Here is a 12,001-nt window from a genome sequence, read left to right on the forward strand (position 1 = left end):
CCACCGAGGCCCCCGCGCCCCAGCCGGCCCAGCAGGCCCCCGTCACCTTCAGCGCCCCGGCCCCGGCGAACCGCTTCGCCGACGAGGACTACATTCCCGACTTCCTGAAGCGCTCGCGCTAGGAGAGAGGCGGCGGTACGGCCCCATGGCACTTCCCCTGCCCACATTGCAGGCCCGCTCCCATGCGGGCCTGTCCTTTTTGACCGACGAGCCCCTGTTCGCGGCCTGCGGCGTGCGCATGGGCTTCACGCGCCGCGCAGGCGGCGTGAGCGAGGCGCCCTTCGACTCCCTCAACCTGGGAGGCCATGTGGGCGATGACGCGGCCGCCGTCGCGGAGAACCGCGCGCGCCTCATGGCCGCCGCCGGCCTCGCGCAGGCCGAGCTCCTCACGCTGAACCAGGTGCACGGCGATGTCGTGCTCTCCGTGGCCGAGGCGGCCCCTGTTCCCGCCGCCGTCAGGGAGGCGGCGGCCGCCGGCGCCGACGGCGTGGCCGTGGGGGTGCCGGATGTGGCGGCGCTTCTGTGCTTCGCCGACTGCACGCCCGTCATCGTCGTCTCGCCCACGGGCGCCTTCGCCGTGGCCCATGCGGGCTGGCGCGGCGCTTTGGCGAACATCCCGGCCCGCGCCGTCGAGGCGCTCGCGGCCCTGGACGCGCGTCTCGGCGCGACGGCGGGACCGGCCGACTACAACGCCTACATCGGGCCGCACATCGGGGCCGAGTGCTACGAGTGCGGCCCCGAGCTCGTGGGGCGCTTCGCCGCGCGCTACGGGGCGGCGTGCTCGGTCGGCGGCGATCACCTGGATCTTGAGGCCGCCGTGCGCGCGGGCCTGGCCGAGGCCGGCGTGGCGGACGCGCGCGTCGCGAGCGCGGGGGAGTGCACCGCCTGCCGCGACGACCGGTATTTCTCGTATCGGAAGAGCGGGGGCCGCTGTGGGCGCCACGGCGCCTTCGCCGGACGGAAGGAGCAGCCCCATGGGCGTTGAGCAGCGTTATCGGAAAGTGGCGGACGAGGTGGCGGCCGCGGCGGAGCGGGCCGGGCGGGCCGCCGACGCCGTGCGGCTGGTGGCCGTCTCCAAGACGGTGGGGGCCGCCGAGGTGGCCCGGGCCGTGGAGGCGGGCGCTCGGGACTTCGGCGAGAACCGCCCCGACCAGATCGTCGCCAAGGCCGCGGCCTTCCCGGATGTCCGCTGGCACTTCATCGGGAACATCCAGTCGCGGCGCATCCCCGACATCGTGGGCGCCTCCGCGCTCATCCACTCGCTTTACCAGGCGCGCCATGCCGAGAAGATCGACCGGGCGGCCGCGGCCCTCGGCAAGGTGCAGGACGTGCTCATCGAGGTGAACGTGTCCGGCGAGGAATCGAAGAGCGGTATCGCGCCCGCCGAGGCGGCCGCGCTGGCGCGCCTCTGCTGCGGGCTGCCCCACGTGCGGGTGCGCGGTCTTATGACCATGGCGCCCCAGGGCGACCCCGAGCGCGCCCTCGAGACCTTCCGGGGCCTGGCCGCGCTCGCCGACGAGGTGCGCGCGCAGCTTTCCGAGGAGGACGCCGCCGCGTTCACCGAGCTTTCCATGGGCATGAGCGAGGACTGGCCGGCCGCCATCGCCTGCGGCGCCACGATTGTGCGCGTCGGCCGTGCGATCTTTAGCGAATCTTTCGAGGAATAGCGCCGAACCTGCTATGATGATGGACAACTGACGAGAGGGCGCGTCCGCGTCCCTGAGACCTTATACGAGCAAGGGCGGCTCAGCGCCGCAGTGGAAACGAAGCAGGAGGCCCCATGGACCTGAACGACGGCAAGCGCATGTTCGGCGATATTAAGTCGAAATTGGGCTTCGGCCGCAAGGACGACTATGAGGAGTACTACGACGACTACGAGGAGTACGACGAAGAGGGCGAAGACTACGGCGAGTACGGCTACGACGAGAGCTACACCCGCACCTCGTCCCGCTCCTCGTTCGACCGCTACGACTCGGTGACCACGCGCGATCCGGGCACCCGCTCGGCGGGACGCTCCACCATGCCGCGCCTCGTGTCCATCGACGACGTGCGCGCCCGCACCCAGGTGCCCACGCTCCCCGACGACCACGGGACGTCCTCCCGCCGCTCCTCGGGGTCGAGCTCCTTCCGCACCATGGTGGACTCCTCGCTGCCTCCGCAGATGACCCCCGAGGGCACCGCTGCCGCCTCGGCCGCCGCCTCGGCGACCCATCAGGCGCGTTCCGAGGGCCTCAACTCGCTGTTCGAGCCCACCACGCCCGCCCCCGCGCCGGCCGACGAGCGCCCGGCAGCGCGCTCCTTCACCGGGGCGAGCGCCTTCGCCACGGCCCGCACGAGCCCCTCGCGCACCCTGAAGGTCATCAAGCCTGTGGCCTACAACGACGCCGAGGGCGTGTCCACGGCGCTGAAGCTGGGGGATGCGGTGGTGCTCTGCCTGACGGGCACCCCCGACGCGCTCTCCAAGCGCATCCTCGACTTCTCCTTCGGCGTGGCAAGCGCGCTCGACGCCAGCGTGGAATGCGTCGGCAACAAGGTGTTCGCGCTCACCCGCTCGAGCGAGCTGTCCGAGGCCGAGCGCTCGTACCTGCGCAGCCAGGGCCTCGTGTAAGAGCCTTCCGAAACGGCACGGCAACGCCGCGGCCGCCGAGCAATGTAAGGAGCTCAATCCATGATAACCTCTCTCATCGTCCGTCTGGCGGATGCGTACTCCATGATCATCTTCATCTATGTGATGATGTCATGGCTGCCGAACACGCAGGCGGGCATTATCGGCGATATCTACCGGGCCCTCGGGAAACTGTGCGACCCGTACCTGAACTTGTTCAGGAAGTTGATTCCGCCCCTTGGAGGAATGGTGGACGTAACTCCCATCATCGCCTTGCTTGTATTACAATTCGGGGTACGTTTGCTGGTAGTGCTCTTCTAAAGTCAGACGACCGGCATACACATAGCAACGGAAACGAGAAGGGCTAGGGTAACATTCATGGCTATCACCGCTTCTGACATCCACAATCAGAGCTTCTCCATCGACCGCAAGGGCTACGACGTCGACGAGGTCGATGTCTTCCTCGAGCACGTGGCCGATGAGATCGACGTGCTGAACGACACCATCGCCCATCTGCAGGCGCAGCTGGAGGAGGATCGCTTCAACGGCTTCGACGCGCCGGCTTCCTCCACGGTGGCCATCACCGAGACCGTGTCCTCCTCGGTGGATACCGCCGAGTTCGACGCGCAGCTCGCCCAGAAAGACGCGATTATCGCCGACTTGGAGTGCCAGCTCGACGACAAGCGCGCCGACGACAACGCTATCGCCCAGGCCCTCATCATCGCCCAGCGCTCGGCCGACGAGATTCTGGCCAAGGCCAACGCGAACGCCACGGAGACCATCCAGGACGCCCGCGACGAGGCCCAGCGCATCATCGACCGCGCCAACACCGACCGCCAGGACGTCATCGACGCCATCCGCAAGCTGCAGGACGACCGCGAGGACGCCCGCGAGGAGTACGCCGACCTCTTGAAGGACATCATCTCCGACGCCTCCCGCAAGCTCGCCGACATCGGCGCGAACGTGCCGGCCGCCGCTGCGGCCGCCGGCGACGGCGAGTACGACGTGGCCAGCGGCATGACGGGCAACTTCGAGATCGACGAATACGTGGCCCCGTCCTCCTATGTGACGCCGGCCGCGCCCGCGGCTGCGCCGGCCGCCTCGGCGGGCATCGCCGTGGCCGCCGCGACGCCCGTGGCCTCCGCCTTCGAGAAGGACCTCTCCGGCTTCGGCGACGCCGACGACTTCGAGTTCGAGGAAATCGACTAACCTGCCGCGCTCTGCCGCCAAGGAACACGAAAAGGCCCTCCGGGGCCTTTTCTTTTTGAGGAGGCGAGCGGGCCGGTAAGCCGGGTTCTGTCGGAGGACGGCCATTTATCTCGAACGCCTGTCGCCAGGCGCCTCTAGCGCGCAACCCGAGCGCACGGCGGGCCACCGTATGGCGCTCCTATTTGCGTTTGCTCCAGATGGGGTTTACCAAGCCACGCTGTTGCCAGCGCGCTGGTGCGCTCTTACCGCACCGTTTCAGCTTTTCTCCCGTTTCGTGCGTGCTGCTTTGTACAACACGTTTCGCGCGGGGGAGTCTTCTTTTCTGTGGCACTTTCCGTCGGGTCGCCCCGCCCAGCCGTTAGCTGGCATCTTGCCCTGCGGAGCCCGGACTTTCCTCGCACCCGCAAGGGGTACGCGGCCGTCTGGCCCGCTCGCCTGTGGTATTGTAGCAGAAGAGAGAAAGGACCTCTGTGACAACCTTCGCCCTTGTGGGAGCCTCCGATTTCAATGTGGCTCATTTTGCCGACCGCGCCTCTGCCCACGCCTTCGACGCCGTTATCGCCGTGGACGGCGGCTTCGCCTCGCTTGAGGCGGCCGGTTGCGTGCCGGATCTCGCCCTGGGCGATTTCGATTCGCTGGGCTATGTGCCCGAGGGTGTGCCGGTGAAGGCGTTTCCGGCCGAGAAGGACGCGTCGGATATGGAGCTGGCCCTGGAGGAGGCCCTCGCGCGGGGCGCCGATGCCGTAGAGGTGTACGGGGCGCTCGGAGGCCGGCTCGACCATACGCTCGCGAACCTGCTTCTGCTCGCCTCTTTCGCCGAGCGGGGGCTTACCGTGACGGCGGTGGGGGAGCGCGAGCGCGTCACGTTCCTCGTCGGGCCCGGCGAGCTGACCGTCGCCGGCGATGAGGCCGGGGCCATCGTGTCGGTGTTCTCCTTGTCCGACGTGGCTACCGGCGTGTGCGAGGAAGGGCTGAAGTACGGGCTCGACCACGTGGCGCTCACCAACCGCACGAGCTGGGGGCTTTCCAACGAGCTTGCGGGCACCGCCGCCCGCATTTCCGTGGAAAGCGGCACGCTCGCGGTGTTCCTGCCGTTATAATAGCGGCCACAACCTCATATCCGGGGAGCTTGCAGCCGCCATGCGGCCGGGCAGGCTGAGAGGGGGCGCCGCACACGCCCCGACCCGAGGAACCTGCTGTGGGTAATGCCAACGAAGGGAGTTTCTCATGACTGACGATCAGTCGCGCGGCGTCGGCGCCGCACCCGTTACGCAGATCGACTTCGCCCGCGCGGGCATCGTCACGCCGCAGATGGCGGCCGTGGCCGAGCGCGAGGGCATCGCGGCTGAGGATATCCGCGCCGCCGTGGCCGCGGGTCGCATCGCCATTCCGGCGAACATCCACCATGAGAGCCTCGTGCCCGCTGGCGTGGGGTCGACCTTGACCGGCGTTCCGCTTTCCACCAAGGTGAACGTGAACCTCGGCATCTCGGGAGATCTGGCCGATGCGGCCGTGGAATGGGAGAAGGTGGCCGTGGCGCTCGAACTCGGCGCCGATGCCATCATGGACCTGTCGAATTCCGGCAAGACCCGCGCCTTCCGCACCCGCCTCATCGAGCAGTCGCCGGCCATGATCGGCACCGTGCCCATGTACGACGCCATCGGGTATCTGGAGAAGGCGCTCATCGCCATCACGCCCGAGGACTTTCTGGAGGTGGTGCGGGCCCATGCCGAGGACGGGGTGGATTTCGTCACTATCCATGCCGGCATGAACCGCCGGGTCATCGAGTCGTTCAAGGAGACGGGGCGCCTCACCAACATCGTCTCCCGCGGCGGCTCGCTCATCTTCGCGTGGATGGAGGCCACCGGGCGCGAGAACCCCTTCTACGAGTACTACGACGAGGTGCTCGCCATTCTGCACGAGCACGACGTGTGCATCTCGCTAGGCGATGCCATGCGCCCCGGTTCGGGCTACGACGCCACCGACGCGGCGCAGATCGCCGAGCTCATCGAGTTGGGCAAGCTCACGAAGCGCGCCTGGGAGGCGGGCGTGCAGGTGATGATCGAGGGGCCGGGGCACATGGCCCTTGACGAGATCGCCGCCAACATGAAGCTGGAGAAGCGGCTGTGCCATAACGCGCCCTTCTACGTGCTCGGGCCGCTCGTCACCGACATCGCCCCCGGATACGACCATATCACTGCGGCTATCGGCGGCGCGGTGGCCGCCACGGCCGGAGCCGACTTCCTCTGCTACGTGACGCCGGCCGAGCACTTGCGGCTGCCGAATGCGAATGACGTGCGCGAGGGGCTCGTGGCCACGAGGATCGCCGCCCATGCGGCCGACATCGCCAAGGGCGTGCCCGGCGCGCGCGATCGCGACGACCGCATGAGCGATGCACGCCGGCGCGTGGCCTGGGACGAGATGTTCTCGCTCGCCCTCGATCCCGAGCGCGCCCGCTCTATCTTCGAGAGCGCGCCGCCCTCCACCGAGGGCACTTGCACCATGTGCGGCAAGATGTGCGCCATGAAGACCGTGAACGACATCATGGACGGGCTAACTGTCGAGTTGGGAGACGAGCATGTTCGATAAGCGGAACCTGAAGCAGGCTCTGCGCCTGTACGCCGTGACGGACAACGCGTGGCTGGGGGAGCGGACGCTGGCCCAGTGCGTGGAAGAGGCGCTCGCGGGAGGCGCCACCTTCGTGCAGCTGCGCGACAAGCATGCCGCGCCCGATGCGCTCGCCGCAGAGGCCGCCGAGCTGCTGGCGCTCTGCCGCGATGCCGGGGTGCCCTTCGTGGTGAACGACGAGGTGGAGTGCGCGCTTGCGGTCGGCGCCGACGGGGTGCATGTGGGCCAGGACGACACGGCCTGCGAGCGGGCCCGGGCGCTCCTCGGACCCGACGCCATCGTGGGGGTGAGCGCCCAGACGGTAGAGCAGGCCCGCGCCGCCGAGGCCGCCGGCGCCGACTATTTGGGCGTGGGTGGTGTGCGCGGTACGGCCACCAAGCCCGAGGCCGGCGTGCTCACGCCCGAGGAGTTCCGCGCCATCGCCGCGGCGGTGGATATTCCCGTGGTGGCCATCGGAGGCGTGAACGCGGAGACGATCCCCCTTCTGGCCGATCTTGACGTGGACGGTGCTGCCGTCGTGAGCGCCATCTTCGCCGCCGACGATATTGAGGGCGCGACCCGCGAGCTTTCCCGTATCATCGACGAAACCCTTTAGAGAGAGGACAAGTGCCCATGCTGGGAGACGAGAACAACAACGACCTCATCGATCTTGCCGCCATCGACCGCGCGAAGTGCGCGCTGCTCGTCATCGACGAGCTGGGAGACCCCACGGGCGGCCCGCTGGAGGCCGTGCTTCTGCCCTCCATCCTGCAGACGGCGAAGCTCACGACCGCGGCGCGCGCGGCGGGCATGCCCGTCATCTTCACCAACGACGCTCATATCCCCGGGCTCGATCGCGAGCTGGCGCTGTGGGGCACCCACGGCATCGCCGGCACGCCCGAGGCGCAGACCTCGCCGCTTCTGGATCCGCAGCCGACCGATTACGTGGTGGAGAAGCGCCGCTACAGCGGGTTTTTCCAGACGGGGCTTCTGCTGCTTCTGAACGAGCTGGGCGTGGACACGCTCATCTGCTGCGGCATGGACACCAACATCTGCGTGAAGCACACCGTGGCCGACGCCTACTTCAACAACTTCAACATCATCGTGGTGGAAGACGCCACGGCCACCTTCCTCGTGGGCGACCAGGAGAGCGGCCTCGATTATATGAAGACTTGCTACGCGGCCAAGATCATCGACACCGATGCGGCCGTGCGTCTCATCGAGGGGTAGGGCCCCCGCTTGACGGTTGATTGCCAGAGAAAGGCGGGCGCTCGTGCCCGCCTTCTTTTATGGCCTATGATAGGCGCATTCGATATTTCCGAGAAAGGAACGCCATGAAAGCGGTTCTCACCATTGCCGGATCCGACTCCAGCGGCGGAGCGGGCATCCAGGCCGATTTGAAGACCATCATCGCCCACCAGCTGTTCGGTGAGAGCGTCATCACGGCGCTCACGGCCCAGAACACCACGGGCGTGTTCGGGGTGATGGACGTGGATCCCGCCTTCGTGGGCGCCCAGATGGACGCCGTGTTCGACGACATCCGCCCCGATGCGGTGAAGATCGGCATGGTGTCCTCGCCGGACATCGTGCGGGCCATTGCCGACGGGCTGCGTCGCCATCACGCCTGCAATATCGTGGTGGATCCGGTGATGGTGGCTACCTCCGGCTCGGCGCTCATCGCCGATGCGGCGGTGGACGCGCTGGTGGCCGAGCTGTTCCCCCTCGCCGACGTCGTCACGCCGAACATTCCCGAGGCCGAGGTACTCGCGGGCATGAAGATCGCGGGCGCCGAGGACGTGGAACGCGCCGCCGAGCTCATCGCCGAGCGCTGCATCGCGGCGGCTGAGACGTCGCCCGACTTAGATGCTGTGCCCCGCGTGCCCGCCATCATGGTGAAGGGTGGCCATGGCGTGGGCGCGCCCGATGCCGCCGACGACTACCTGCGCATGGCCGGCGGCGAGCACGTGTGGCTGCGCGGTCGGCGTGTGGAAACGGCGAACACCCACGGCACGGGCTGCTCGCTGTCGTCGGCTGTCGCCTGCGGTCTCGCCCAGGGCTTCTCGGTGGACGTGGCCGTGCGCGAGGCCAAGGCCTACGTGGCCGGTGCCCTGGGCGCGGGGCTGGACCTCGGCCGGGGGAGCGGGCCCTTGAACCACATGTGGCGCTACGGCCAGCCTCCTTGCTAGGGTGTCCTCGTGCCCCTTCCCATGGCACTTTCGCCTCGGCCCCGCTTCGGCGGGGCATTTTCGTCCCCTTTATGCCTTTACAATGTAAAGTTAAGTCGCTATGATATGCATCAAGCTGTTCACTTTACAGCGTAAGGCCCGCTTGACGTTAAGAGAGGGGCGGGTCTGAGGTGTCTGCCGAACCCGAGGAGCGGGTTTGGGGAGAGAAGGAGGAACCATGGAGGAGAGAAGCGTATCCCGGCGCGATTTCCTGCGCGGCGTCGGGGTCATGGGCGCTGCCGCAGGCGCGATGGCTGTCGTGGGCGGTGCGGGCGTGGCCGTGGCCGCCGAGGAGGGCGCGCCGGCCGAGAGCGCCTACGGACTCGCCTGCGAGACCGGGTGGGTGCCGGTGAAGAAGGCGGCTTGCCCCGGCCCGCGCGGCCCGGTCGGTTTCGAGGATCGCGAGATTGCCGCTGATGAGCTTGCGGCTACCGAGGACTTCGACGTCGTTGTGGTCGGCGCTGGCATTTCTGGCCTGATGGCGGCGCTCAAGGCTGCCGAAGAGGGCGCCAATGTCATCTGCGTCGAGAAGATGACCAAGGGTCGCGGCTGCTTCGAGTGCTTCGGCGCCGTGGGCGCGAAGTGCCAGGAGGGTATCGAGATCAACAAGGTGCACCTGCTTGACGAGATGTACCGCGCTGCCTACTGGCGCGTGCGCCCTGAACCCATTCGCACCTACGTGGACCGCTCCGGCGAAGCCACCGACTTCTGGCAGGCCATGCTCGACAAGGGCGAGAACGGCTTCGTTATCTCCAAGGTCGAGCAGTCGCCGTCCAGCAACGGCATGCCCGCCCTCACGCCGCTCATCGACACTGAGCTTGGCTTCTACGACAGCCCCTGCCTGCCGCCCGATGCGGGTGTGCGCTCGGGCTACTCGGGCATCTACGTGTGCCTGGAAATGCAGGAGGTTGCCAAGCTCTACGATAATCTGCAGCTGCGCTTCTCCACGCCGGCGGTGCAGCTGGTGCGCGAGGGCGATGCTGTGACCGGCATCATCGTGAAGAACGCCGATGGCACCTATGGACAAATCAACGCATCGAAGGGTGTCATTCTGGCCACGGGCGGCTACGACGCCAACCCCGAGCTGATGGAGGCCTGGACTCGCCCCGAGGACTACGCTACTTCCAGCTGGTGGAATCCCGGTTGGGGCACCACGGGCGACGGCCACCTCATGGGCCTTAAGGTGGGCGCTCAGATGGATCCGTGCCCGCAGCCGGTCATGAACTTCCGCTGGGGCAACCCCGACTCGTTCTTCGATGCTCGCACGTGGAATGCCGTCTACTTCGGGCTCATGATCAACCCCGAGGGCAAGCGCTTCGTGCGCGAGGACCTGCCGTTCCAGGCGGTGTCGAATGCCCAGAACGCCCAGCCCGGCTACGGCGCCGGTTGCTTCCAGGTGTTCGACGAGAACATGATGGAGGGTATGGGCGACGACGCCACTATCCAGGAGTTCAAGGACAAGGGCTGGCTCTTCGAGGGCGCCACGCCCCAGGAGCTGGGTGCGGCCTGCGGTATCGACGGGGGCAACCTCGCCGCCACCATCGAGCGCTACAACGGCTTCTTCGCCGGCGGCGTCGACGAGGACTTCAACCGCGACCTGGCAACGACCATGCCGTTCACGGGCAAGCGCTTCTTCGCCTTGACCACCAACAGCTGCGTGCTGGCCACGGGGGGCGGCCTGACCATCAACGGCGACTGCCAGGTGCTCGACACCGATGATACGGTCATCGCCGGCCTGTACGCCGTGGGCAACGCCTCGGGCAATTTCTTCGCGGGCAACTATCCGCGCCATATTCCGGGAACGTCCATCGGCCGCGCCATCACCTTCGGCTACGTGGCTGCCGAGCATGCGATGAAGGGGGAGTAGTCCTATGAAGAAGAACATGATCAAGCTGGCCGGCATGGCCTGCGTCGTGGCCCTCTGCGCGGCTCTGGCCGCCTGTGCCCCGGCCGCCGAGCCCGCGAAGGACGCCGGCGCCGGTGACGCCCATACCGAGATGGCAGATACCGGTGATGGCCTGTACGTTTCCGACGAGCAGTGCCTGTCCTGCCACGGCGGCAGCTATGAGGCCCTGGCCGTCACCACGGCCGACTACGGCCTGTCCAATCCGCATGATTCCATCCACGGCGGCCCCGCCTCCTGCGTGAACTGCCACGCCAAGGACAAGGAGGTCACCGACAATCAGTGCGATAACTGCCACGCATGGCCCCACAACCCTGAAACGGGTCCGGGCACGGCGCTGTAGACGGCGCGATACCGGTCTGGATTTCAGATGGCAAAAGAAGCGGCGCGCCCCTTGCGGACGCGCCGCTTCCCTATACTGGAGTAGAAAGTTGACGGCTGAAGGAGAGGAGGCTCGCTATGGCTGGCAAGACATCCGTCGAGCGTCCCGCGCTCACGCGCGATCGCATCGTCGATGCTGCCACGGTGCTCATCGAGCGCGACGGGCTGGCTGCGTTCACCATGCGTTCCCTTGGTCGCGAACTGGGTGTGTCGGCCATGGCGGTGTACGGGCACTTTCCCTCTCGCGACGACTTGCTCGCCGCCGTGCTCACCCGATTTATGGCCGGTCTCGACACCGATCCCGTTCCCGGAGAACGCTGGGACGATACCCTGCGGCGCACCATGGGGTCCATCTATCGTATGGAAGTGGCCCATCCTCAGCTCGCTTCCATCGAGGTAAACCCTTCTGCGGGCTATGCAGGTTTGGCCGAGCATACCGAGAAGATCGTGAATCTGCATCTGACCCAGGGCATGCCCGAGCCGGTGCTGCGTCAGGCGTGGGCTCTCGTGGACGCCTACCTTACAGGTTTTATCGGCAACACGCTTGCCGTGCGTTACTGGGATGCGCAGTCCGCGGCGGAATCGGCGGGGAAGGGCGACGCCTCGGGTAGGCCTCTGTGGCAGTCCATTGTCGGCGACGCTTACAGCGAGGATGCCTTCGCCCACGGTGTGGAGATCATCATTCAGGGTATCCGCTCACTTGCCGCGCCCGATCCGTGCGAGTGGCGCACACCGCGTCTGTAGCAGGTCGACGAATCGCGGGCGTGCGGGGTGCCCGAATCGGCTTCTCGCCGTGGGTGGCGGATGGCACGACCGTTCTCCGCAATTTTCGGAATTCCTGAAATTGGGACTTGACGCAGGCGGGTCCCTTCCGTAATATACTCACTTGCGCTTACCGCTTTAGCGGTTCGTGCGAAGAAGTGTCGTTGGGGTGTCGTCTAATGGCAGGACAGCGGTTTCTGGTGCCGTATGTGAGGGTTCGACTCCTTCCACCCCAGCCATTTTCATCGCGCGAAGCACTATGTGGCTCCGTCGTCTAGCGGTTTAGGACGCCGCCCTCTCAAGGCGGAG

13 protein-coding genes, 1 tRNA gene, 1 other RNA gene and 1 riboswitch are annotated in these 12,001 nt (G+C 67.0%); of the genes, 14 read left to right on the plus strand and 1 reads right to left on the minus strand.

The window, feature by feature from the left end; genetic code table 11:
• Window positions 1–145: 145 nt before the first annotated feature.
• From Q5064_RS10855 to Q5064_RS10875, 5 genes are all read left to right on the plus strand, one after another.
• Window positions 146–985, plus strand: coding sequence for a polyphenol oxidase family protein (locus tag Q5064_RS10855; RefSeq protein WP_302964622.1), 840 nt, complete (start codon window positions 146–148; stop codon window positions 983–985).
• Entirely contained in the window at window positions 975–1,667 is a 693-nt protein-coding gene (locus Q5064_RS10860) for a YggS family pyridoxal phosphate-dependent enzyme (RefSeq protein WP_302964623.1), read from the plus strand. The genes Q5064_RS10855 and Q5064_RS10860 overlap by 11 nt, the downstream gene beginning before the upstream one ends.
• Window positions 1,668–1,780: 113 nt before the next feature.
• On the plus strand, window positions 1,781–2,608 hold the full coding sequence (gene sepF / locus Q5064_RS10865; protein ID WP_302964624.1) for a cell division protein SepF: 828 nt from the start codon (window positions 1,781–1,783) through the stop codon (window positions 2,606–2,608).
• Between the two features lie 60 nt (window positions 2,609–2,668).
• Window positions 2,669–2,926: a YggT family protein gene (locus tag Q5064_RS10870; RefSeq protein ID WP_302964626.1), complete on the plus strand. Its 258-nt coding sequence runs from the start codon at window positions 2,669–2,671 to the stop codon at window positions 2,924–2,926.
• 57 nt (window positions 2,927–2,983) lie between these two features.
• The gene (locus Q5064_RS10875; RefSeq protein WP_302964628.1) at window positions 2,984–3,814 is read left to right on the plus strand and encodes a DivIVA domain-containing protein; all 831 of its coding nucleotides are present in this window, start codon (window positions 2,984–2,986) and stop codon (window positions 3,812–3,814) included.
• Between the two features lie 60 nt (window positions 3,815–3,874).
• Here Q5064_RS10875 and rnpB read toward each other — a convergent pair.
• Window positions 3,875–4,248, minus strand: an RNA gene (gene rnpB, locus Q5064_RS10880) — RNase P RNA component class A.
• Window positions 4,249–4,284: 36 nt separating this feature from the next.
• Between rnpB and Q5064_RS10885 the strand changes: the two genes are divergently transcribed.
• From Q5064_RS10885 to Q5064_RS10925, 9 genes are all read left to right on the plus strand, one after another.
• Complete coding sequence (locus tag Q5064_RS10885; protein ID WP_302964630.1) at window positions 4,285–4,914, plus strand: thiamine diphosphokinase; 630 nt, start codon at window positions 4,285–4,287, stop codon at window positions 4,912–4,914.
• Between the two features lie 11 nt (window positions 4,915–4,925).
• Window positions 4,926–5,051: riboswitch (TPP riboswitch) on the plus strand.
• Window positions 5,042–6,403, plus strand: coding sequence for a phosphomethylpyrimidine synthase ThiC (gene thiC / locus Q5064_RS10890; RefSeq protein WP_302964631.1), 1,362 nt, complete (start codon window positions 5,042–5,044; stop codon window positions 6,401–6,403). Its footprint overlaps the riboswitch before it by 10 nt.
• The gene (gene thiE, locus Q5064_RS10895) at window positions 6,393–7,037 is read left to right on the plus strand and encodes a thiamine phosphate synthase (RefSeq protein WP_302964634.1); all 645 of its coding nucleotides are present in this window, start codon (window positions 6,393–6,395) and stop codon (window positions 7,035–7,037) included. The genes thiC and thiE overlap by 11 nt, the downstream gene beginning before the upstream one ends.
• A gap of 17 nt (window positions 7,038–7,054) precedes the next feature.
• Entirely contained in the window at window positions 7,055–7,651 is a 597-nt protein-coding gene (locus Q5064_RS10900) for a cysteine hydrolase family protein (RefSeq protein ID WP_302964635.1), read from the plus strand.
• Between the two features lie 104 nt (window positions 7,652–7,755).
• Window positions 7,756–8,607: a bifunctional hydroxymethylpyrimidine kinase/phosphomethylpyrimidine kinase gene (thiD, locus tag Q5064_RS10905; RefSeq protein ID WP_302964636.1), complete on the plus strand. Its 852-nt coding sequence runs from the start codon at window positions 7,756–7,758 to the stop codon at window positions 8,605–8,607.
• Window positions 8,608–8,824: 217 nt separating this feature from the next.
• Window positions 8,825–10,513: an FAD-binding protein gene (locus tag Q5064_RS10910; RefSeq protein WP_302964639.1), complete on the plus strand. Its 1,689-nt coding sequence runs from the start codon at window positions 8,825–8,827 to the stop codon at window positions 10,511–10,513.
• 4 nt (window positions 10,514–10,517) lie between these two features.
• The gene (locus Q5064_RS10915; RefSeq protein WP_302964641.1) at window positions 10,518–10,892 is read left to right on the plus strand and encodes a cytochrome c3 family protein; all 375 of its coding nucleotides are present in this window, start codon (window positions 10,518–10,520) and stop codon (window positions 10,890–10,892) included.
• Window positions 10,893–11,008: 116 nt separating this feature from the next.
• Window positions 11,009–11,674 (plus strand): TetR/AcrR family transcriptional regulator, encoded by a 666-nt coding sequence (locus Q5064_RS10920; RefSeq protein ID WP_302964643.1) that lies wholly within the window; start codon window positions 11,009–11,011, stop codon window positions 11,672–11,674.
• 183 nt (window positions 11,675–11,857) lie between these two features.
• Window positions 11,858–11,931 (plus strand) — tRNA-Gln (locus Q5064_RS10925).
• Window positions 11,932–12,001: the final 70 nt, after the last annotated feature.

Source organism: uncultured Adlercreutzia sp., assembly GCF_958431955.1.
GTDB lineage: Bacteria > Actinomycetota > Coriobacteriia > Coriobacteriales > Eggerthellaceae > Adlercreutzia.

What these genes read in the sequence shown, in the direction of transcription:
- Q5064_RS10855 (WP_302964622.1), top strand. Translation starts at nt 146, where the DNA reads ATGGCACTTCCCCTGCCCACATTGCAGGCCCGCTCCCATGCGGGCCTG.
- Q5064_RS10860 (WP_302964623.1), top strand. Translation starts at nt 975, where the DNA reads ATGGGCGTTGAGCAGCGTTATCGGAAAGTGGCGGACGAGGTGGCGGCC.
- sepF (WP_302964624.1), top strand. Translation starts at nt 1,781, where the DNA reads ATGGACCTGAACGACGGCAAGCGCATGTTCGGCGATATTAAGTCGAAA.
- Q5064_RS10870 (WP_302964626.1), top strand. Translation starts at nt 2,669, where the DNA reads ATGATAACCTCTCTCATCGTCCGTCTGGCGGATGCGTACTCCATGATC.
- Q5064_RS10875 (WP_302964628.1), top strand. Translation starts at nt 2,984, where the DNA reads ATGGCTATCACCGCTTCTGACATCCACAATCAGAGCTTCTCCATCGAC.
- thiC (WP_302964631.1), top strand. Translation starts at nt 5,042, where the DNA reads ATGACTGACGATCAGTCGCGCGGCGTCGGCGCCGCACCCGTTACGCAG.
- thiE (WP_302964634.1), top strand. Translation starts at nt 6,393, where the DNA reads ATGTTCGATAAGCGGAACCTGAAGCAGGCTCTGCGCCTGTACGCCGTG.
- Q5064_RS10900 (WP_302964635.1), top strand. Translation starts at nt 7,055, where the DNA reads ATGCTGGGAGACGAGAACAACAACGACCTCATCGATCTTGCCGCCATC.
- thiD (WP_302964636.1), top strand. Translation starts at nt 7,756, where the DNA reads ATGAAAGCGGTTCTCACCATTGCCGGATCCGACTCCAGCGGCGGAGCG.
- Q5064_RS10910 (WP_302964639.1), top strand. Translation starts at nt 8,825, where the DNA reads ATGGAGGAGAGAAGCGTATCCCGGCGCGATTTCCTGCGCGGCGTCGGG.
- Q5064_RS10915 (WP_302964641.1), top strand. Translation starts at nt 10,518, where the DNA reads ATGAAGAAGAACATGATCAAGCTGGCCGGCATGGCCTGCGTCGTGGCC.
- Q5064_RS10920 (WP_302964643.1), top strand. Translation starts at nt 11,009, where the DNA reads ATGGCTGGCAAGACATCCGTCGAGCGTCCCGCGCTCACGCGCGATCGC.